Here is a 21,250-nt window from a genome sequence, read left to right as displayed (position 1 = left end):
CCTTGGCCCGTGGGGTGTGAGCCGCTATCGGCGAACATTCCACAGGCTTAGGAATCTGTGTGATAGTCGCAGTCCCGGACGCATCGCAGCAGATGCCCTCTGCCTCCCCAGCGGCGTCCTAATTTACTTAAACTTCCACTTCTTTGCCTGCTCTGATAATTCTTTCAATTCTGTTTTTGACATCTCTTCGAGATGTTCTAGTTTGTACAGGAATTCCTCTGCACTTTCTTTTGCCCGGATTTTGACAATTTCCATATAGTAGCTCACCACAATGCCAGGTATGATTGCCAGGACGATGACTCCGTATATGCCCAATATGACTGTGGCAGTCCTTCCGAGTACCGTGACTGCCGTAATATCTCCGAATCCTATCGTTGTCACGACAGAGAAGCAGTACCAGACAGCTTCACCGTAACGGTGGATTCCCGGCTCCATGATCATGATAAAAAGAGCGCTTGCGAGAAAATACAAGCCGAAACCGGCTGCAATCTTGTCTGTATTCGTCCGCTTTAATATAGACCAGAAAACCTTGCCTTTTTTCATATGCACCTCACAGGGGTCAGACCCCTCTTGAATGGGGACCGGCCCCTGGTAATAAACTGCCCAGGCATGACAAGACAAGACCTGCCACGATAAATATATCCGCCAGGTTTACCGTCAGTCTGGACAGGAAATCATTCTTGCTCCTGAATCCTATGTAATCTATAACTTTCCCTCTCACAAGGCGGTCAAATATGTTGCTGCATGCGCCTGCACTGAATATGGCTGCACCGAGCTTCTCGACACGATGCCCCTTTTTCGCAGACAGCAGTACATCATAGACAAGGAGGGCTGCTCCCATTGCCCCAGTAACCGACTTTATCAGACGGGGATGCCTATCCAGCGTATGCAGCATGAAGCCTTCGTTATACACCTTTCGGAGTACTATCTTCTCTCTTACAAGCTCTTTTTCTTCCCCGCTGTCCAGATTCTCCTCCACGTGCTGCTTCAGCAGCATATCTGCGCTGAACAGCAGCGCCAATATACCAATTGCAAGTACGGTCATCTATCCTTCTCCTCTGATTCTTGCTATTTCCTCTTCCTGTTTTTCTATCTGCATATCGCGTTTTTCAATCTCTTCGCAAAGCGCAATACAGTCTGTTTCATTCAACTCGCCTTTACGGAACTTATCATATATCATTTTGCCGATGTCCATAAGGTCTCTGTCGCTTGCGCGTCTCAAAGTGCGGATTTCACTTCTCCGCTTTTGGATTTCCAGCGTATCTTCCGTCTTTTTCCCGATGTCATTCGCCACGTCGGATATTCTCTTTCCTAAATCCTCAAAAAAATCTGCCATATGTGACACTCCTTCGTTTTTCATTCTACCTTTTCACTATAACCGTCTCAGCCTGTCTAGCGACTGGTACACGTCTAGTGTCCCATAGCCCCACTGACGGTTCGGATACTCTAACAGAGGCTTCTGCTGCGCTCCTAGCACGAACAGATTTCTGACCTCGCTAGCTCCCGCCCCAAGGTTCAGCTCCTGCTCCCTTACGAGCCACTCCGCCATAAGGGCGGATGCACCACCGGTCAATCCAACCGCAACGCTTGAGCCCGTTCTGGTTACAAATCTTCCGCCGGGCATGGCCCCGGTCACGCCCACACCGGGTGCTGCAAAATCCGGTTTGATGTATCCATCTCTAGTATACCCCCTCCCGGAATTTATATCAATACTATTGTCGATTCCGTTGTAGTAAGCTACCGTCATACTATAGGTTGTGCTGCCCGGCTCCGTGATGGTCGTCTCTGGGTCTGCTTCCAGAAAGAACACTTCCCCACTCAGGAACTCCTTCACAGGAAGCCACATATGAAACACGCCGTCAGAGAGCTGGAGCGGCTGTACCGCGACCCTCCATATTCCCTCGGAAGGGCCGTCGAAGCGCAGGAAGATAAGCTGAGAGTCATTGTTCTCTGTAAGAAGCCTGTATTCTACCGTAACCCTTGTCCGGTCAAATGTAAACGTAAACACATATCTGCTTCCCTGCCGGATGGAGATGACCGGGGTGCGCTCTCCTGAAGGAGATATGATGGAAACGGTCATCACGTTTGGAATCGAAGTCCACAGTTCCGTGACAAATCCACTTACTCCTGCCCCCACTCGGATTTCAACCTCACTCTGCTCCCTCATATTTCCTAATGTGCCAGAAAAATGATGCCGTTCATTCGCTTCATTTCCTCCGCCGATTACGACAATCCGGTTGATTGTTGTGGAATACCTGTTAAGTACGCTTGAAAGCAGCGTGGCGCTGTTATGGCCTCCAAAATTCGTTCCAAGCGCAATACACATGACAAGGGGCATATTCCGTTCTGCTGCCAGCAGGCTTAGATAGCGGAGGCCGAGCATGACGTCATTTTCCTGATAGCAGATTGCATCCGGCCTAATCTTATAAAATTCCTTCAGATAGTCCTTTGCCTCTTTAAGTTTTACAACTGCAAGGGTGGATTCCGGAGCTGCCCCAAGAAACTGGTTTTCCACATCTGCCCCCCCGGCCGCTACACTGGCCAGAAACGTCCCGTGTCCATTTGTATCCACAGTCGGTACGAGCTCCTCGGGTGCACTTGACCGAAGCGCCTCATTAATCAGATCTTCACGGTATTCGCTGCCGAACGCGAACCCTTCCGGCGGTGTGCCCTCCTGAATCGTCTGATCCCAGATTCCTGCAATTCTTGTGTTTCCGTCCAGATTGCGGAATACAGAATTCTTATAATCAATTCCCGTATCCACAAATCCAATCATTACGTCAGTGCCCATAAGCTGAAGCGCCGGATAATTCTGCGCGGCAGTTATCCCAGATTCGTTCAATGCCGCCATATCCAGCAGGCAATAGCAGTTTGGGATGGAATTGTACCAGTATCTTTCAATGCTTAAAGGTTCCATTTCTTCGCTGTCTACGTATATCGCTTTATATCCAAAGTCCATATCCTGCATACAATACTGGTCTCCTTCGAGTCCCATATCGCTAATGCTGCGGAAACCCGGAAAAATAAAATCCCAGTAATCCTGGGATAATATCTGCTCCTTGCATGTTGCATCATCCATAAAAAAACCTCATATACTTTTTTATAAAGTATATGAGGAAAGTATGCTTCTATGTGCAGAAAGCTATTTTTCTTCTCCCCGCAGGATAGAGGCCCCTTCGTAGTAGCTGGATACTTCCTTCTCCTTCGCCACCGGAAGGTCCGGCCCTTTCTTGAAGATGATTTTCAGGAGGACGGGGGTGATTATCGTCGTAAACACGACCATGATTACTACAGGGCCGAGGAATGCCGAACTCATGAGCCCGACCGCGGTACCCTTGCTCGCTACGATCAGGGCAACCTCGCCACGCGATATCATGCCGACGCCTATCCGCTTGCACTGATATGGCTTGTAACCACATACTTTGGCTCCAAGGCCACATCCGATGATCTTCGTCAGGACCGCGACGAGCATCAGCAGCAGGGCGAACGCGACGATAATGCCACTCATCTTGGGAAGCACGACTTTCAGGCCGATACTTGCAAAAAATACAGGTGACAGCAGCATATACGACAGCGTATCAAACTTCGTCTGTATAAATACCGAACGCTCCGTGTTGGATATAATCAGCCCGGCGATAAATGCTCCGGTTATATCCGCAACGCCAAAATACTGTTCTGCAATATATGCCATAAGGAGGCAGAACACGAACGCGATGATAACATGCCTGTGCAGCCCTCTGGACGCGCCTTCTGTCCATGCCTTGTATACTTTATAGAAGAGGAAGCCCGCCACGGCCGAGAAAATGAAGAAGCCGGCAATCTTCAGCATGACGATGCCGATATTTACAGACGGGTCTGCCATGCTCGTCACTACCGTCAGCGCGATGATACCGAGTATATCATCAATGATGGCTGCCCCGAGTATCGCGTTCCCGGAACGGGTCTTCAGCTTGCCCATCTCCTTGAGCGTTTCAACCGTGATACTCACCGAAGTAGCCGTCAGGATAATTCCTATAAAGATGTTCTGAAGCAATATGCTTGCTTCTGCATCTGATGCTATCATACCCGGCCTGTTGAAAAAGTAAGCCAGTCCGAAGCCGCCAGCAAGCGGTACGATTACACCGCATAGGGCAATGACGAAAGATGCCTTCCCGCTTGCTTTCAGTTCCTTGATATCCGTCTCAAGTCCCGCGCAGAACATGAGAACGATAACGCCAATCTCGGCGACCTCATGGATGAAGCTCGTCTCTGTAAGCACACCGGCCACCGCAGGGCCGAGCAGAAGCCCTGCAAGCAGCGCTCCCACCACCTGCGGCATCTGTACCTTCCTCGTAGCCAGTCCTAATAGTTTCGTACACAATAAAATAATTGCCAGATCCAGCAAATAACTATAACCATTCATTATCTCAACCTCGCAACTTCCTGTCCTCTGAGCATGATGACAGGTCCTCCCGTTCCTTCTATGTATTCTTTGGTAATCGTCACTTCTCCGATATTGTCATCTTTCGGAATCTCATACATGATATCCAGCATGAATTCCTCGATGATGGCACGCAGCGCTCTTGCACCGGTGTCTTTCTCCATCGCTTTTCTGGCGATGGCGCTTAAAGCCCCTTCATCAAAGTCCAGCTTGACTTCATCCAGAGCGAGCAGTTTCTGGTACTGCTTCAGAATCGCGTTCTTCGGCTCCTTTAATATCTTGACGAGCATATCTTCGTCAAGGCCGCGCAACGTGAATATGATTGGAAGACGGCCGATAAATTCCGGTATCATTCCAAAATTACGCAGATCCTCTATCGTCACCTTTTCTAAAATCGTCTTATCGTGATCATACTTATCTTTCAAATCCGCTCCGAACCCGATGGAAGACTGCTTCGACAGACGCTCTTTGATAATGCCGTCCAGATCCGGAAACGCACCGCCGCATATAAACAGTATATTTCTCGTATTCACCGTGGTAAGGGGAACCATGGCATTCTTGCTGTTCGCCCCGACAGGCACTTCCACATCGCTCCCTTCAAGGAGCTTAAGCATACCCTGCTGGACCGATTCTCCGCTGACGTCCCTCTGGCTCGTGTTCTTCTTCTTGGCAATCTTATCTATCTCATCAATGAATATGATTCCCTGCTCCGCCTTCTCCACATCGTTTTCGGCAGCAGCCAGAAGTTTGGATACGACGCTCTCTATATCGTCTCCTATGTAGCCCGCCTCCGTAAGGGAAGTGGCATCCGTTATGGCAAGCGGTACATCGAGAAGCCGCGCCAGCGTTTTCACAAGGTAGGTCTTACCAGATCCGGTAGGCCCGATCATCAGCATATTTGACTTTTCAATCTCAATGTCATCCATCGTGTCCGTGGCAACCCTTTTATAGTGGTTATACACTGCGACGGACATCACTTTCTTAGCGTACTCCTGACCTACTACATATTCGTCCAGGCTCGCCTTGATCTTATGAGGCGCCGGAATCTCCCTGATATCAATCAGAGGCTTTTTCTCCCCGCCTTCTTTTTTCTTCTTGAGCTTCTGCTGTTTCGGGACATCCTGCTGCTCCATGTCTGACATGTTGAACACCTGGACGCCCGGCATGTTCATAAGCTGGCTGTAATCTATCTGGCCGTTGCTCATAGCATCAAAGCTCTTCTGCATACAGTCGCTGCACACGGATATATTATTAGGCAGTTCTATCATCTTGCCCGCGGTGCTCTCCGGTCGATGGCAGATAAAGCAGACTTTTTCATATTCATCCTCTTCCTTTTTCGTGTCTTCCACTTCAACGTGAGCATCGTCTACCTTTTCTATCTCTGTCTCGTTCGTTTCCTTATTCTTATCCTTATCAGTCATTTCTACCCTTCTTTCTGTCAGCCCTCACTTTCACCGAGCATTTCCATGAAATCTTTTTCAGATATGATGGGAATCCCCAGTTCATTGGCTTTCTTATTCTTGGATGATGTGGATGCCACATCATTATTTATGAGGTAATTTGTCTTGGAAGTCACGGAACCAGTCACTTTTCCGCCGAGGCTTTCTATCCGTTCCTTTACCTCCCCACGGTTAGCGAAGTGTTCCACACTCCCGGTTATAACAAAGTTAACGCCTGTAAATCTCTGATCCTGCTGCCTTGTCTCCTCTTCAGGTATCGACAGCTCTTCCAGAAGTTCGCGGAATATACGCACATGCTTCTTATCCGAGAAGTAGTCTACAAAGGTCCCGGCTATCACGTCTCCCACGCCTTGTATCGCGCTGAGTTCCTCCACCCCGGCCTGCAGCATCTTATCAATATCATAGCCGAATTCTCTGCATATCATCTTGGCATTGGCGAGACCGATGTTGGCTATGCCAAGTCCGAAGATGACTCTGGGCAGTGTGGTGGTCCTTGCTTTTTCTATGCTCTCTATAAGATTCCGATATGATTTCTCCCCAAACCCTTCCATCGTCTGAATCTCTTCCTGGTAACGGTCAAGATGAAATATATCTGCATACTCTCTAATATACCCCTTCGCGATGAATTTTTCCAGTGTTGCTTCAGATAATCCTTCAATATTCAGAGCGTCCCTGCTGACAAAAAGGGCAAATGACTTCAGATGCTTTGCCTGGCATTCCGGATTTATACAGTACAATGCCTTGGCATTGCTGACCTGCCTCACTTCCGTATCGCCACCACACACCGGGCAGTGCGCGGGAATGTCCTTTACGCCGCTTCTCGTCAGGTTTTCTGCAATCTGCGGGATAATCATGTTGGCCTTGTATACTTCTATCTCGTCGCCGACACCAAGCTCCAGCTCTTCCATTATGCTTAAGTTATGGACGCTGGCCCTGCTGACTGTAGTGCCTTCAAGCTCTACAGGCTCAAATATGGCGACCGGATTGATCAGTCCTGTCCTGGACGGACTCCATTCTATCTCAAGCAGCTTCGTCTCCTTCGTCTCATCCGCCCATTTGAACGCAAACGAGTCTTTTGGAAACTTGGAAGTCCTGCCCAGTGACCGACCGTATTCCACATCATCATATACTAACACAAGTCCGTCCGATGGGAAATCATTTCCGGCTATTTTTTCCGAAAATTTAATAACTTCTTCCTCCAGCGTATCCTTGGTAACTACGTGATATTCTACTACTTCAAATCCCTGTCCTTTCAGCCATTCCATCTGACAGACTCTCGAATTGTGAAAATCAACCCCGTCTGCCTGCACGAGTGTAAACGCATAGAATCTGACATTGCGCCTGGCCGTAATCTCATTGTTCAGCTGGCGTACAGAGCCGCTGCAAAGGTTGCGGGGATTCTTATATCTAGCGTCGGCGTCCTCTATCTCTTTGTTGATTCTCGCAAAATCTTTATAGCCTATCACCGCCTCGCCCCTCAGTACGAGTTCTCCTTTGTAGGCTATCTGGACCGGAATGTTCTTGAATACCCGGGCATTGTTCGTGATAACCTCTCCGACTTCCCCGTTCCCTCTCGTTACCGCTTTATATAACTCCCCGCCCCGGTACGTAAGCACTATCGTCAGGCCGTCCAGCTTCCATGACATCATTACCTTCTGGTCGCCGGCAAATTTCTTGAGCTCCTCCACATCCTTCGTCTTGTCCAGTGACAGCATCGGACTGTCATGCCGCTCTTTCGGCAGCTCGCTCAGCACCTCATAACCGACATTGGCCGTGGGACTGCCTGAAAGAGTAATGCCAAGCTCTTTCTCCAAAGACAGCAGCTCATCATACAGCCTGTCATATTCAAAATTGCTCATGATTTCTTCCGCGTCCTGATAGTAAGCTTTCCCTGCTTTATTCAGCTGTTCTACCAGTTCCTGCATTCTTTCCTTTTTCTGTCTGCTCATATAATCCATTCAACTCCTGCTCTGTCAGTTTTCGATAAGCACCAGGTTTTAAATCCCCCAGCTCGATATTCATAATCCGTATTCTAACCAGCCGCTTCACCTTATATCCGAGCGCGTCACACATTCGTCTGATCTGCCGGTTCAGACCCTGGGTCAATATGACAGTAAATACATACGTACCGCACTTTTGTACCGTACATGGCCTCGTGGTCTTATCCAGGCCTTTCTCCCTGTCTATGATTCTTACACCTGAAGACATCCGGCTGATGAATTCATCTGTCACCGGTCTGTCCACCCATACTTTGTATTCCTTCTCGTGCCCGTACCTGGAACGCATCATGCCGTTGATTAGCTCTCCGTCATTTGTCATGATGAGAAGCCCTTCCGAATCTTTGTCCAGCCTTCCCGCATAAGTAATACGCGCGGGATATTTTAAAAAGCGGATAATATTGTTCTTTACCCGCTTGTCTTCCGTACATACGATACCGGCGGGCTTATGCACCGCCAGCACTGTCTTTTCGTCTCTACTTCTTATGAGCTTCTTACCAACACGCACTTCATGGGAGGAATCCACCTGCATGCCGGTCACAGCTCTCTTTCCGTCCACCGTCACACGGCCCGCCTCAATCAGCTTGTCGGCCTCACGCCTGGAACAGACACCCGCCTCGCTTATAAACTTATTCAGTCTCATTATTTTTCAGCACTCCACTTATACTGTTATCTTCTACAAATGTGTTCCCATTATACAAGAATAAAACGCTCGTGATATTATTTTCTTTCATAACCTGATGGATATCGCCATAATAATACCTTGGGTCAATAATTATAATTTCCCTGAAGAACGGAGTCAAGAAGGGGACAAGGCAATTCGCATAAGAATCTTTAACGAGCAGCAGCCGGTTTGACGTCTCTGCAGTCGTCTTGATATCAATCATCGAATAATTGCCCCCCAGGAACAAGGCATACTGATCCTTTTCTTTGAGTTTTGAGGAGTCATAAAGGCTCGCCGACTTTCTCTGCTCATCCACATAGCTGACGGCAACATCCGGAGACTTTTCCCCTTTTTCCGGCACATAGATGTAAATCGGCTCCCGGTATCCCTGTTCATACCCGCTGGAAGCCGATAATGTACCGTTAAAATCATTGCTCACCGCATAACGTTCCCATTTCGGACCGTTCGCCGTATCAAGTCCCATAGCTTTCGCAAGTTCTTCATATGCATAGCTTGCTCCAAGTGTCGTCCAATGGTGGTCCGTATGATAATAGATATTCTCATCCTTATGCTTAGCGAGCGCCGACTGGACATCAACCCAGTTGACCTTGTCCCCCAGCCCTTTACGGATCCTTTCAAACTGCTCCTTCTGGTCTTCCGTCTCCGCAAGGCCCGGCAGCTTTTCGGACATGATATTCGCCGCATTGGGAACGAGCGCGAAATAGACAGGGATATCTATATAAGCTTCCTCAAACGCTTTGATTGCCTCAATGTTCTCTTTCATCTGCTCTTCATCCGGCTTTGCAATGTCTTCCAGCAGATAGCTGTCCTTCCCCTTAAACACACCGTTGGAATCCCGCTTTCCCATCAGAAGGTCCGTATTGGTCTTCAGTGCGACCCAGAGGTTTCTTGCCGCAAACTGATCTGACTTGTATGACTCGTACTGCTTCATATAACGGCCGCCCGTAACGCCGGTCATGGTCAATGAAGGCTTCTGTTCCAGCATGCGGTTTTCCTTATCTGAAAACTCTTTGTCTCTGTGTACGAGATTGACAAGACAGATGACTGCAAGCAAGCAGAGGAACAGCAGCGCGGCCGCTTTCTTTATATGCACTTTTCTCTTTCTTCTGTCCGATTTCCGCTTCATGGCATGCTCCTAAAATCTAAAATATAAAAATGGGTTATACGTCTCCGTGACAAGATATGCGATACACAACAGGAACAGGATTCCATACACGGCACAGTTGATGACCGCCCTGTTCTTTCCCTCTCTGTATATAAAGCGTTCATACAGAACATGGACGGACGGTGTGGAACCTATAAGAGCAGCTGCCCAAAGCACGAGGTTCGTCACAAGCAGATAAAGCCCTTCCTTATCCACGATCCCGCTTCCTCCTCCGAACATGAGCCTCAGATACTGCACCGCGTTTCCAAGCGACGGACTGAAGAAAAACACCCAGCCGATCATGACAAGCACGATACAGTAGACATGTCTCAGGATACCTGGTATCCTGTCCAGTACCCGGCCCAGGGCATATTTCTCAATGAGCAGCAGGATACCGTAATACAGGCCCCACATGACAAAGTTCCAGCTCGCGCCGTGCCAGAGTCCCGTAAGCAGCCATACGACCAGTATGTTGCGCACGTGCTTCATCGTACTGACGCGGTTCCCGCCGAGAGGTATATAAACGTACTCCTTGAACCATGAGCTCAAAGATATATGCCACCTCCGCCAGAATTCTGTTATGCTCTTTGATATATAAGGATAATCAAAATTCTTCAAAAACTGGAATCCGAACATCTTGCCGAGACCGATAGCCATATCTGAATAGCCGCTGAAATCAAAATAAATCTGGAACGTGTAGGCCAGGCATCCAAGCCACGCACTGAGCGTCGAAGTCTGGGCAGGTCCCAGCTCTGTCACTTTCGTAAATATCATACCTGACGTATTGGCAATCAGCACCTTCTTGGATAGTCCCCGTACGAAAAAGAGGGCTCCGTCACCAAATTTGACCCAGGATTCCTGTCGGATGCGGAGCTGCCTCTGTATATCCGTGTACTTGACGATCGGCCCTGCAATCAGTTGCGGAAACATGCTCACATACAAGGCAAAGTCCAGCAGATTTCTCTGTACCCTCACATTCCCTCTGTACACATCGATGATATAGGACAGTGTCTGGAACGTATAAAAGGATATCCCTATGGGAAGTGCCAGCTCCCGGTACGGGATGTCAACTGGGAGCACTGCATTGATGCTGTCCAGCACGAATCCTTCATACTTGAAAAAGCCGAGGATGCATAAGTTCACAGCAATAGTAAAAATCAGGCTTCGCCTTGCCTTATGCCCATGTCCCAAGTGCCTTGCTATATCCAGCCCGCTCATATAGTTGAACAGGATAGAAAGTATCATGAGGAAGATATAGACCGGCTCTCCCCAGGCGTAAAAAACCAGGCTGCCTGCAAGAAGCACCGGATTCTTAAACGGCCGCGGCACGATATAATACAGGATTAATATAATTGGTAAAAACGTAAATAAAAATACAATACTGCTAAATAGCATTATCCTTATATCCTTTTCTATAAACTCTTTCTGTATGCCCCCTGTACTGCATCTGCCTTCTTCGTCACCGCCAGCAGCACATAATCCCCTCTGCTCTCCAGCACGGCTGATCTGATCAGCTTTGTCTGGGCTGCTCCATATCCCTCAAAGCTTTCCTTCTGCGTATCGAGCCTTGCCTGAGCTGCCTGTTCCACACTTTCCGCCTGGCTTACATCCGTAAGCTGCACGATGAGCAGCTCATTGACTCCCATGACGTCATCAGGGATATACAGCGTCACTCCTTTGTAGTCATCCGCATTCAGTCCGTAGTACTTCTTCAGATCCTGGGTCGTCCCTTTTTTCATCCCTTCCGTCCCCATGACCGAAAGGACATTTTTGTTCACTGTCTTTATCGGTGTATTCGTGCCGCCTTCTTTTGAAATCAGCAGGATGACATATGCAATGAGCAGTAAGACGAGAAGGTATTTACATATATTGATGAAGTCCAACATACTTTTTTCTTTGCTTTTCATTATAAATCTGCCGCCTCCGCCATGTTCTCTACCCAGCCCGGATAGTAGTCCGGAGCCTGATGTATGCCATCATCCGCATAATACTCCTCTTTCACAAGTTCTGTGTTATCTATATAGATGACATCTTTCTTTTCACACAACTCTTTCAGCTTCTCATTATAATCCGGAATATTGCCGTACCATTCGTTGTTCTCTACGGCCTGCTTGTCCGCCGGCAGGACACAGTTGACATACACCTTCGTGTCCGGCATGGAGGACTTGATCTCATCCAGCACCTTCCCATATCCTTCTGCAAATGCCGAAGCATCTCCTCTGGCGGCATCTACATCATTCATGCCGAATGCAAGGAACAGGTATTTCGGATTTGCCTCCTCCGCTTTTTTTATCATGTCTATCGTACCCGTATCTTCCGGTCTCGTCACTTCCGCCCCTTTTTCCGCGATCACGAGCGACTGGTCCATAATACCAAATTCATAGAGCCCCTGCGTAATCGAATCACCCAGTACAAGACAATTGGCAAACCGCTCGTTGACAGGGCGGCTCTTCCGTTCCTCGTCGGCCGCACGTTCCGCCTCTTCCAATTCTTCTATCTTGCTTTCCGCAGTCTTTAGATCAGCCTGCTCCAGCTCTTTCAGCTTCTTTGTGCCCTCTGTGATGTCTACGCGGGGATTCAGCAGCTTTACAGCGACGATAATTCCACCTATAATTAAAAGAACAACGACAACGATAACCGCCATTCGCAATATCTTGTCCTGTTCTTCCCCCTTACTCCATTTTTTTCTGTTTTCATCTTTCACGATAACCATTTCTCCTTCGTGCAGAATCTTATGAAAACCTGCATTGCTTCACACGTCTGAACATACATGGTTATTGTAATGTTTTCATCTGTAAAAGTCAAACTTATAATGCATTATGAGACGGGAATTGATATAATATTACTGTCCGCAGGCTGACGGAACATTTAGAGCCGCCAGCGGATATAAAATACAAAGGAGCGCTACCCATGATTACATTGACACCTGACACAAAGGCCTGCATGTCCCATCTGCTTTTAAAAGACACTTTCGATTCCCTTTCTCTTATAGAAGGTGAAATCACAACATATAACAAATTTACGGTTGACGGACATATCCACAAGGATTTCTATGAGGAAGCTCCTGACAGGGAATATTCTCTGTGGAGCGAGCTGAGGAGCTACTGCCTGTCCATTATTAAAGGGAAGCGTACCCCCCTGGATTTCAAGTTTGTCCTCTCCCTCAGCAGAGAGGATTTCACCGGCTTTCTGGAACAGGAGGGACAGGACGGCCTTCCATACCGGCCGGAAGAAATCCAGGGCCTGTATATGAACCTGAGATATGACGGTACCCGCCTCGTCTGCGTGACAGGCACTTCCATGAATACCTTTACAATGGACAAGTCGCTGGATGAAGCCTGGGACCGGTGGGTGCGGGCATTCTACGCTAAGGCAGGGATTGCATTCGAGGCTGGCCGGTAGATATCCGGCGTCACTGATGTGGACGCTCCGACCGGAACCGGATGCACAGATGCTATCCCACCGGACATCCGAAAAGACCTCTGAGGAGAGAAATCTTTCTGATTTCCCTCCTCAGAGGTCTCGCTGCCTGCTGCCGTGCCGTCTTTTCTCCGGCTGCAGGTACACGGTTGTGTTTTATTTTGTCAAAAGCATCATAATCTCATTACTTCTCTGCATGAACGCTGTCATCTCTTCCGGACTCAGCGGCTTGTGTGCCAGCATAGCCAGGTCGTACAATTGCCTGCAGATAACAGGTACGCTCTTGGCACGCTTATGCTCTACCACGAACTTCACGAGCGGATGGTTGGCATTGAGTATGAGCGTACTCTCCCCGCCGAACATTCCGGCGTCCATTCCAGCCATACCGTACATCTTCATCATTTCCTGCATACGGCGGTTCTGCTCGGACAACGTAATCATCGCTGCCGTCTTGTCATCCTTTAACTTCTCCACCTTCACATCCAGCTTCTCATTTGCAAGCTCCTTGCGGAATATCTCCACAAGGCTGTCCGCTGTCTTCTGGAATTCTTCTTTCTCCTCCTCAGCAACTTCTTCTTTGGCTGAGTCTGTCAGGTCTGCGTCAATGCGCTGGAAGCTCAGGTTCGGATTGCGCTGCTCCATCTGGGTGATGAACGCGGAATCAATGTTGTGGTTCAGGATGACCGCATCCTGGCCCTGTGACTTGAACAGGTTGATGTACTGGCTCTGCTGCTGTTCGTCAGTTACATAGTAGATTGTCGTCTTCTCTTTCTCAGCCTCTGTATCTTCTGTTCCCTCAGAAGCGGTGTCTTCCTTCTCCTTCGGCTCTTCCAGCGTGCCTCCGTTCGCTTCGGTACATTCTTTCAGCGTCAGATACTTATGGTCAATGTTCTTAAATAAGATAGAGTCTTTCATCTTATCGCAGAACTTCTCATCCTTCAGGCAGCCGAACTTCACGAAGGGGCTGATGTTATCCCAGCACTTCTCGTATTCTTCCTTCTGTGTCTTGCACATCCCGTTCAGCTTGTCGGCTACTTTTTTAGAAATGTAGTCTGCAATCTTGTTTACAAACCCGTCGTTCTGCAGCGCGCTTCTTGACACGTTGAGCGGAAGATCAGGACAGTCGATGACTCCCTTTAATACCATAAGGAATTCCGGGATTACCTCTTTGATATTATCTGCAATAAATACCTGGTTGTTATACAGTTTAATCGTGCCTTCGATGGAATCATACTCTGTATTGATTCTCGGGAAATAAAGGATTCCCTTCAGGTTGAACGGATAGTCCATATTCAGGTGGATCCAGAACAAAGGCTCCTTATAATCCATAAACACCTTGCGGTAGAATTCCAGATAATCCTCCTTCTCGCATTCATTCGGATGTTTTGTCCAGAGCGGATGGATATCGCTCAGGGAAACCGGACGCTTGTTGATCTTCACCTTCTCTTTGGCCGGAGATACCTCAACCATCTCCTTCTCGCCGTTTTCATTTTCCTTCTCTTCCATCTTGGCTTCTTCATGAATGTGCTCAACTACAACATCATCCTCTTTCAGATCCGCCTCGTCTATCGTCTCGTATTCCTGTTCTGCATCTTCATTAGAAAGGAAAATCTCTACAGGCATGAAAGAGCAGTACTTGCCGATGACCTCTCTTACCCGGTATTCATTGGCAAATTCCACACTGTCCTCATTCAAACACAGCGTAATCTCCGTGCCGACACTTTCTTTTGTGCCGTCTTCCATCTCGTACTCCGTTCCGCCCTCGCTGACCCAGTGTACCGGGGCTGCGCCATCCTTATATGAAAGCGTGTCGATATGCACTTCATCCGCCACCATGAACGCGGAATAAAATCCAAGACCGAAGTGTCCGATCATATCATCCTCTGTTGTCTTGTCCTTATACTTTTCAAGAAATTCTGTCGCTCCTGAAAATGCAATCTGCGTAATGTATTCTTCTACCTCATCTGCGGTCATGCCCACACCGTTATCAATGAACTTCAGTGTCTTTTCCTTCGGATTTACAATAACCTGAATCGATGGCTTGTAATCGTCAGGTATCTGGTACTCTCCCATCATATCGAGCTTTTTAAGCTTTGTTATTGCATCACATCCATTAGATACCATTTCACGTACAAAAATATCATGGTCTGAATATACCCATTTTTTTATAATCGGGAATATATTCTCACTGCTGATAGATAAGTTTCCTTTTTTTCCTGCCATTTATATCACTCCTATTTTCTAATAATAAATGCTCCGGCTGAAACCGCCATTTTTTTCTGTCTAACAGTTATAATAATACGGTGTTTTTTAAAAGTCAATAGAAAATTAGCACTCTTTTTAAAAGAGTGCTAACAATCGTGCTGTTTCTATTATTCTATGCTCTTTAACGACTCCACCATATCTATCCTTTTGAGCTTAAAATACATGACCCAGTTGACAAAAGCAGAAAATGCCACTGTAAACAGAAGGCTGTATACATAGCTTGGAAAATTGATGTTTCTGCCGAACATCGCTGCATCTACTTCCACTGTTCTTATAATAAAGAGATGGAGGAGTCTTCCCATGACCATGCCCACTCCGGCTCCGATAAACGTCAGAATGACATTTTCACGATATACATAAGCTGCCACCTCAGGATCATAAAAGCCAAGCACCTTGATAGTAGCCAGTTCTCTCTGCCGTTCCGTAATATTGATGTTATTCAGGTTAAAGAGTACGACAAATGCAAGCATTCCTGCCGAGACAATCAATACGACGATAACAAGATTCAGGCTTTTGAGCATATCATCCAGCTGCTTCTGGATGTCACGCAGATAGCTGATGCTGAGCACACCGTCCTGTCTGAGTATCTTCTGCCCGGTCTTCTCGAGCGCACTCTTGGAGGAGTCCTCCGCTTTGAAGAAATAGCAGTTATACGCCGCCCTTTCTCCGTATACATCCTCGTACAGACCGGGCGTCATATAAATGTAGTGCCCCATGTAATTCTCACAGATGGATGCAATCTTCACCGGATGGTTTCCTTCCTCTTCATCCTTGACATAAATCGTGTCCCCTGCTTTGGCATCCAGAAGCTTTGCAGTCTTCTCGCTGATTATGGCGCCTTCGTCGGTAAGCTCATATTTGTCATGGCTTCTCCGGTCTCTGAAATGAATGAAGCTGCCAATGTCTTCTACAGATTTTGGTACACATTCATAAGCATCCCGTTCCCTGCTGCCATTTACGAGCGTTATATTCCGCATGTTTACTTCCGTGTACTGTTCCACATCAGTGTCACGTCCCATAAATTCTGCCGTATTCTGCTGCTTTTCGTCTGATATATCCTCTTCAAGATACGCCATTCCGTCATACACCTGTATCTGGCTGTACTGCAGTTCTGATATCGCAAATACAGAATCTTTGATACCGAAACCGACGAGCATAAGGGCCATACATCCGCCGATGCCAAATACTGTCATGAAAAACCGTTTCTTATATCGCATCAGGTTCCGCACCGTAGACTTCCAAGTAAAGCTCAGCCTTTTCCATATGAACGTCACCCGTTCCATGAACACCCGCTTTCCGTTCTTCGGCGCGGGCGGTCTCATAAGCACGGCCGGCTGTGCAGACAATTCCTTATAGCAGGCTGCAAGCGTGGCGCCGATAGTACAGGCAAGCGCCGCCAGCGTAGCCGCAGCAGCATAGGTCATGTTGTAAGGCGTAAGGATATCAGGTATATGATGATACATGATTCCGTATGCGTAAATGATGATATACGGCAGCACCTTCTCTCCAAACAGCACGCCGAAAATGCTTCCTCCGAGCGTGGCAAGCAGCGCATAACCAAGATACTTGGACGCGATGGTCAGTTTATGATAGCCAAGCGCTTTCATCGTTCCGATTTCCGTGCGCTGTTCCTCTACCATACGCGTCATGCTCGTAAGGCTGATCAGCGCCGCCACAAGGAAAAATAATACAGGGAACACTTTTCCGATAGCGCGCATGCGGTCGGCGTTGTCACCATATCCGGTATATTCCGTCAGCGTGCTCCGGTCATACACATACCACTTCGGGTTCTTGATCTTCCCTATCTCCTCTTCGGCATCTGCAATCTTCTGTTCCCCGTCTGCAATCTTCTGATCTGCCTCCGACTTCGCCTCCTCATATTCCTTCCTGCCGTCTGCAAGCTCCTTCTCGCTGGCGGCCAGCTCCGCCTCGGCCTTGTCAAGAGTGTCCTCCTGCTTCTCAAGTTCGGTCCATCCGTTGTCTATCTGTGTCTGTCCGTCCTGTATCCGATTCCAGGCAGAAGCCAGCTCTGCTCCGCTGCTGTCCAGCTTCGTCTTTGTGGCGGAAAGCTTCGCCGCCCCGGCGTCGAGTTCCTGCTGCCCGGCAGCCAGTCTGCTGTCCGCTTCATCTTTGGCAGCGTCATAAGCCTTTTTAGACTGCTCATACTGAGTCTGGTACCCCTGAAGTTCTGCAAGCGCAGCCGGAAGTATATTATCTCTCAAATCGTCCCGGTCAGCCTCCGCCTTCTGAAGCTGGTCCTGTAAATCCGGCAGCTGCGGATCCGCGGGATTCATCCCGCTTATCTGTTGATTCAGATTGTCAATCGTAACTTCCAGTGTGGAAAGCTGAGCTTTTTTCTGGGCAACATCCGCCGCCATACGATTACATAAGTGATTTAACTGGTCAAGCTGTTCCTTCTGCTGTGCGAACTTCGACTCTGCCTCCGCCTTCTGCTTATCAAACGCCGCCTTCTGCGCGCCAAAGTCCGCCATCCCCTGTACATAGGCAGCTTCCCCGTCCTCAATCTGCTGTTTGCCGGATGCATACTCTGCTTTTGCATTGTCCAGTTCTTTCTGTTTTGAATTTAAGGTAGCTCTGGCTTTCTCCAGCTGTGCGCGCCCGTCGGATATCTGCTCTCTTGCATCCGCCAGCTGCTCTTCTCCGTCTTTGAGCGTCTGCTCCGCCTCCGACAGTTCTTCCTCCGCCTCTTTTTTTCCGTCATCCAGTTCTTTCTTTGCCTTGTCTAGCTCCTCTTCTGCATCGGCAGTCAATTCCTGCCTGCGGATCTGGCCTCTTTCCCCGGTGATAGCCTCTATATTATCCTGTATCTCCTTTACCCTGTCCTCATACGCATCCGTATAAGCAGTCAGCTCCTTCGCTCCCTCTGCCTGGACATAAGCCTCTGTATACACATCCATGTCAAATGTGGAATCTGCCACGACAAAAAAACCGCTTAATGCTCCTGTCCCGATGGTCGTATTCCCTCTGCTGAAGGAAATGTAACACGGTGTGTTCCCTGTGCCCACCACGGTCAGCGTATCCGTCGTAAGCGTATCCGTAACCTTCTTGCCGTCGCCGGCCTTGAGCTTGATCTTATCCCCGACTTTATAATGCATCTCATCGTCGGTCAGACATTCTCCGGGCTTCTGCGGCAGACGCCCCTCTGTCACAGTTACTTTGTTCATAGACGGCAGCATGGACATGATATGTACCGCTATCTCCCTGTCCTCGCCCTGGCAGAGAAAGTCAGCGCTGTACCCGCCTTCCACCTTCTCCACCCCGTCCACGTTTCCGATTGCGCGGATATCGTCTGCAGTAATCCCAAGCGTACTGACCGTCTTGATATCCATCAGATCTGCCCCATCAAAATAAGCGTCCCCCGTAGCCCGCATATCAGGCTCTGAAGAACGTATTCCTGAGAAGAACGCAACTCCGAGCGCTACGATAAAGAAGATAGAAAGAAAGCGCCCAAGGCTTCTGCGTATTTCCATATAAAAATCTTTACGTGTCGCCTTTGTCCCCATTTAAACCCCTACCACTCTATAGAATCTACCGAAACAGGATTATTGTTTTCAATCATCCTGGACACTCTTCCGTTTTTTATCTTTATGACACGGTCAGCCATCGGAGTGATGGCCTGGTTATGCGTGATGAGAATGACCGTCATCCCTTTCTCCCTGCATGTATCCTGCAGGAGCTTCAGAATCGACTTCCCCGTATTGTAGTCCAGCGCACCGGTCGGTTCATCGCACAACAGCAGCTTCGGATTCTTGGCAAGGGCCCTCGCTATAGAGACCCTCTGCTGTTCACCGCCGGAAAGCTGTGCCGGGAAGTTGGACAGCCGTTCCCCGAGCCCGACGTCAACAAGAACTTCCTCTGCATCCATCGGATCCCTGCATATCTGAAGGGCCAGCTCCACATTTTCAAGAGCTGTAAGGTTCGGAATGAGATTATAGAACTGGAATACGAACCCAATATCATCTCGTCTGTATGCCGTAAGCTGTTTCTGGCTATATTGGGATATGAATGCTCCATCTACTTCTACACTGCCTTCTGTGGCGGTGTCCATCCCTCCAAGTATATTCAGCACTGTAGTCTTCCCCGCACCGCTCGGTCCCACGACTACCGCAAACTCGCCCTTTTCTATCTGAAAGTCGATGCCGTCGGCCGCTACAATTTCCACCTCTCCCATATGATAAACTTTCCGAACGCCATCCAACGTCACAAAACCGCTCATATAAGTCCTCCTAAACATGCCGCATACGCATGGCAGAGGCTTTCAGGTAATGCTTCTGCCATATAAAAATGAAATTCATTATTGTCCGTTTTTATTATATCACTTATAATAACACATGGATACTATTGATTTAAAGTTGACGAAGAGAAAAATACAGGAGTGAGAGATATGAAGCAGACAAGATTTGTCCCCGTCGGATCGGACAGCGAGATACAGGATATCGCCGTGCTTGCAGAAGAAATCTGGCACGAACATTTTACAGATATTATCGGGGAAGAGCAGGTGGACTATATGGTGGACAAGTTCCAGTCATTTCCGGCACTGAAAGAACAGATCCAGAACGGTTATGAATACTTCCAGATATACAGCTCCCACACGATGGCAGGCTATACGGGTATCCATGAAGAGGACGGCTCGCTGTTTCTGAGCAAGCTCTACATAAAGAAAGCGTTCCGCGGACAGCACCTCGCTTCAGAAGCGTTCCAATACCTCGTACAGCTCTGCAAAGACAGAGGAATCTCCAAACTCTGGCTTACGTGCAATAAACACAATGCCAACACGCTGGCCGTCTATGATCATCTCGGATTTAAGATTACAGATGAACAGGTGGCGGATATCGGGAATGGGTTTGTGATGGATGACTACATACTAACCTTCCAATTGGGGGGGTAAGTAAAGTGGGCGGCGTGCGGGGAGCCGGGTGGCAGATGCTTCGATGCGTACGAAGCTCCGACTATTTCACGTATCCCTAACCATGCGGAATGCGCGCCGATAGCGGCTTACATCCCGCAGGATAAGGGCTACGGAAAGGATTCTCCGCCTCTCCCGCTTACACCTGCACATCTCCCACCCGGTTCCCCGCCCGCTGTCTACTTCACTTAACAAGGGCGAGAGCGGTCGTGTAACGTTTCTGGCCAGCGGATGACCGCTGGCTGCATCAGCTAGATGGAAAATGATAGCAAGCTTAACGTAAGCAACACATACCGTTTAAAACGTTGTATATTATCGTAGTTAAACGTTTGCAGCGTGGCGTGCACGCCGTTGCTGCAGGAAGAGCCGGAATCAGGCGGGAATGTTATCTCATATAACAGCCCTGTACCTGATACCGGCTCTTCCTCAATATAATTATAATTCCATTTTGCCAAAGGTTTTCACTCGCTCAGCTTTTTTATTAATATACTGGCACAGATAAATTCCTTCCGACCGCCAGTAACGTCACACAGCCGTCCCCGCCCGTGCCAGTAAAGTAGATAGCCGCTGGGGAGGCAGGGGACATATGCGAAGGTGTAAGCGGAAGGGACGGAGAATCCTCACCAGATTCCTTGGCCCGTGGGGTGTGAGCCGCTATCGGCGAACATTCCACAGCAATGTCATTAAGATAAGGTTGTTTCCTGTCTTGCCGGCATATATAGGGACAGTGAGATTGTGTACTTAATCAATCCCACTGTCTTTCTGCAACTATAAAAAGACAGATTTACATCTGCCAGAAAAGCATGTATGATTGATTGTGATGTATGATTATCGATAGCAGAAGCTATGTACTTTGTTCCCATCGCTCTCGGGGAAAATTTCGTCCGGGCCTCACCGGCAACCGGAACTTCCCTATCAATCTTCTACATCTG

Annotated in this window: 17 protein-coding genes; 2 read left to right on the top strand and 15 right to left on the bottom strand. The window is 48.4% G+C overall.

What is annotated here, in order from left to right; genetic code table 11:
* Positions 1 to 123: 123 nt before the first annotated feature.
* From HMPREF0980_RS00085 to HMPREF0980_RS00030, 12 genes are all read right to left on the bottom strand, one after another.
* Positions 124 to 543: a potassium channel family protein gene (locus tag HMPREF0980_RS00085; RefSeq protein ID WP_049727141.1), complete on the bottom strand. Its 420-nt coding sequence runs from the start codon at positions 541 to 543 to the stop codon at positions 124 to 126.
* Between the two features lie 16 nt (positions 544 to 559).
* Positions 560 to 1,045, bottom strand: a complete 486-nt coding sequence (locus HMPREF0980_RS00080) for a signal peptidase II (RefSeq protein ID WP_049727140.1) — start codon at positions 1,043 to 1,045, stop codon at positions 560 to 562.
* Positions 1,046 to 1,336: a hypothetical protein gene (locus tag HMPREF0980_RS00075; protein WP_049727139.1), complete on the bottom strand. Its 291-nt coding sequence runs from the start codon at positions 1,334 to 1,336 to the stop codon at positions 1,046 to 1,048.
* 36 nt (positions 1,337 to 1,372) lie between these two features.
* Complete coding sequence (locus HMPREF0980_RS00070) at positions 1,373 to 3,079, bottom strand: S8 family peptidase (protein WP_049727138.1); 1,707 nt, start codon at positions 3,077 to 3,079, stop codon at positions 1,373 to 1,375.
* A 63-nt stretch (positions 3,080 to 3,142) separates the two neighbouring features.
* A complete protein-coding gene (locus HMPREF0980_RS00065) occupies positions 3,143 to 4,402 on the bottom strand; it encodes a cation:proton antiporter (RefSeq protein WP_049727137.1) in 1,260 nt (419 codons plus the stop codon).
* A complete protein-coding gene (gene clpX / locus HMPREF0980_RS00060; RefSeq protein WP_049727136.1) occupies positions 4,402 to 5,841 on the bottom strand; it encodes an ATP-dependent Clp protease ATP-binding subunit ClpX in 1,440 nt (479 codons plus the stop codon). Before clpX ends, HMPREF0980_RS00065 begins: the two co-directional genes overlap by 1 nt.
* A 17-nt stretch (positions 5,842 to 5,858) precedes the next feature.
* Positions 5,859 to 7,805, bottom strand: coding sequence for an NAD-dependent DNA ligase LigA (ligA, locus tag HMPREF0980_RS00055; protein ID WP_198146179.1), 1,947 nt, complete (start codon positions 7,803 to 7,805; stop codon positions 5,859 to 5,861).
* Positions 7,777 to 8,520, bottom strand: coding sequence for a pseudouridine synthase (locus HMPREF0980_RS00050; protein ID WP_198146134.1), 744 nt, complete (start codon positions 8,518 to 8,520; stop codon positions 7,777 to 7,779). The genes ligA and HMPREF0980_RS00050 overlap by 29 nt, the downstream gene beginning before the upstream one ends.
* A complete protein-coding gene (locus HMPREF0980_RS00045) occupies positions 8,507 to 9,688 on the bottom strand; it encodes a DHHW family protein (RefSeq protein ID WP_049727134.1) in 1,182 nt (393 codons plus the stop codon). The genes HMPREF0980_RS00050 and HMPREF0980_RS00045 overlap by 14 nt, the downstream gene beginning before the upstream one ends.
* A gap of 9 nt (positions 9,689 to 9,697) precedes the next feature.
* The gene (locus tag HMPREF0980_RS00040) at positions 9,698 to 11,101 is read right to left on the bottom strand and encodes an MBOAT family O-acyltransferase (RefSeq protein WP_049727133.1); all 1,404 of its coding nucleotides are present in this window, start codon (positions 11,099 to 11,101) and stop codon (positions 9,698 to 9,700) included.
* A gap of 17 nt (positions 11,102 to 11,118) precedes the next feature.
* Positions 11,119 to 11,613 carry a DUF4358 domain-containing protein gene (locus HMPREF0980_RS00035; RefSeq protein WP_049727132.1) on the bottom strand — a complete coding sequence of 165 codons (495 nt, stop codon included), beginning with the start codon at positions 11,611 to 11,613 and terminating at the stop codon, positions 11,119 to 11,121.
* On the bottom strand, positions 11,613 to 12,419 hold the full coding sequence (locus HMPREF0980_RS00030) for an SGNH/GDSL hydrolase family protein (RefSeq protein WP_049727131.1): 807 nt from the start codon (positions 12,417 to 12,419) through the stop codon (positions 11,613 to 11,615). Before HMPREF0980_RS00030 ends, HMPREF0980_RS00035 begins: the two co-directional genes overlap by 1 nt.
* Positions 12,420 to 12,616: 197 nt before the next feature.
* On the opposite strand from HMPREF0980_RS00030, the gene HMPREF0980_RS00025 reads away from it, so the two are divergent.
* The gene (locus HMPREF0980_RS00025; RefSeq protein WP_049727130.1) at positions 12,617 to 13,108 is read left to right on the top strand and encodes a DUF5721 family protein; all 492 of its coding nucleotides are present in this window, start codon (positions 12,617 to 12,619) and stop codon (positions 13,106 to 13,108) included.
* Between the two features lie 174 nt (positions 13,109 to 13,282).
* Here the strand turns inward: HMPREF0980_RS00025 and htpG are convergent, their stop codons facing one another.
* The 3 genes from htpG to HMPREF0980_RS00010 all read right to left on the bottom strand — a co-directional run bounded on the left by htpG (position 13,283) and on the right by HMPREF0980_RS00010 (position 19,628).
* Entirely contained in the window at positions 13,283 to 15,349 is a 2,067-nt protein-coding gene (gene htpG / locus HMPREF0980_RS00020) for a molecular chaperone HtpG (RefSeq protein ID WP_049727129.1), read from the bottom strand.
* Positions 15,350 to 15,498: 149 nt separating this feature from the next.
* On the bottom strand, positions 15,499 to 18,915 hold the full coding sequence (locus tag HMPREF0980_RS00015; RefSeq protein ID WP_049727128.1) for an FtsX-like permease family protein: 3,417 nt from the start codon (positions 18,913 to 18,915) through the stop codon (positions 15,499 to 15,501).
* 8 nt (positions 18,916 to 18,923) lie between these two features.
* On the bottom strand, positions 18,924 to 19,628 hold the full coding sequence (locus tag HMPREF0980_RS00010; RefSeq protein ID WP_049727127.1) for an ABC transporter ATP-binding protein: 705 nt from the start codon (positions 19,626 to 19,628) through the stop codon (positions 18,924 to 18,926).
* 168 nt (positions 19,629 to 19,796) lie between these two features.
* Here HMPREF0980_RS00010 and HMPREF0980_RS00005 point away from each other — a divergent pair, with 168 nt between their 5' ends.
* Entirely contained in the window at positions 19,797 to 20,300 is a 504-nt protein-coding gene (locus HMPREF0980_RS00005; RefSeq protein WP_049727126.1) for a GNAT family N-acetyltransferase, read from the top strand.
* The last annotated feature ends 950 nt before the right edge of the window (positions 20,301 to 21,250 follow it).

It is taken from the genome of Dorea sp. D27, assembly GCF_001185345.1.
Classification (GTDB): domain Bacteria; phylum Bacillota; class Clostridia; order Lachnospirales; family Lachnospiraceae; genus Extibacter.
Note: the sequence above shows the minus strand (reverse complement) of the source record. Positions and strands in the feature narration are given on the sequence as shown.

Coding starts and splice junctions, on each gene's coding strand:
- HMPREF0980_RS00075 (WP_049727139.1), bottom strand. CDS start 1,336: ATGGCAGATTTTTTTGAGGATTTAGGAAAGAGAATATCCGACGTGGCG.
- HMPREF0980_RS00045 (WP_049727134.1), bottom strand. CDS start 9,688: ATGAAGCGGAAATCGGACAGAAGAAAGAGAAAAGTGCATATAAAGAAA.
- HMPREF0980_RS00025 (WP_049727130.1), top strand. CDS start 12,617: ATGATTACATTGACACCTGACACAAAGGCCTGCATGTCCCATCTGCTT.
- HMPREF0980_RS00070 (WP_049727138.1), bottom strand. CDS start 3,079: ATGGATGATGCAACATGCAAGGAGCAGATATTATCCCAGGATTACTGG.
- HMPREF0980_RS00010 (WP_049727127.1), bottom strand. CDS start 19,628: ATGAGCGGTTTTGTGACGTTGGATGGCGTTCGGAAAGTTTATCATATG.
- HMPREF0980_RS00065 (WP_049727137.1), bottom strand. CDS start 4,402: ATGAATGGTTATAGTTATTTGCTGGATCTGGCAATTATTTTATTGTGT.
- clpX (WP_049727136.1), bottom strand. CDS start 5,841: ATGACTGATAAGGATAAGAATAAGGAAACGAACGAGACAGAGATAGAA.
- HMPREF0980_RS00040 (WP_049727133.1), bottom strand. CDS start 11,101: ATGCTATTTAGCAGTATTGTATTTTTATTTACGTTTTTACCAATTATA.
- HMPREF0980_RS00085 (WP_049727141.1), bottom strand. CDS start 543: ATGAAAAAAGGCAAGGTTTTCTGGTCTATATTAAAGCGGACGAATACA.
- HMPREF0980_RS00030 (WP_049727131.1), bottom strand. CDS start 12,419: ATGGTTATCGTGAAAGATGAAAACAGAAAAAAATGGAGTAAGGGGGAA.
- HMPREF0980_RS00015 (WP_049727128.1), bottom strand. CDS start 18,915: ATGGGGACAAAGGCGACACGTAAAGATTTTTATATGGAAATACGCAGA.
- htpG (WP_049727129.1), bottom strand. CDS start 15,349: ATGGCAGGAAAAAAAGGAAACTTATCTATCAGCAGTGAGAATATATTC.
- HMPREF0980_RS00080 (WP_049727140.1), bottom strand. CDS start 1,045: ATGACCGTACTTGCAATTGGTATATTGGCGCTGCTGTTCAGCGCAGAT.
- ligA (WP_198146179.1), bottom strand. CDS start 7,805: ATGCAGGAACTGGTAGAACAGCTGAATAAAGCAGGGAAAGCTTACTAT.
- HMPREF0980_RS00005 (WP_049727126.1), top strand. CDS start 19,797: ATGAAGCAGACAAGATTTGTCCCCGTCGGATCGGACAGCGAGATACAG.
- HMPREF0980_RS00050 (WP_198146134.1), bottom strand. CDS start 8,520: ATGAGACTGAATAAGTTTATAAGCGAGGCGGGTGTCTGTTCCAGGCGT.
- HMPREF0980_RS00035 (WP_049727132.1), bottom strand. CDS start 11,613: ATGAAAAGCAAAGAAAAAAGTATGTTGGACTTCATCAATATATGTAAA.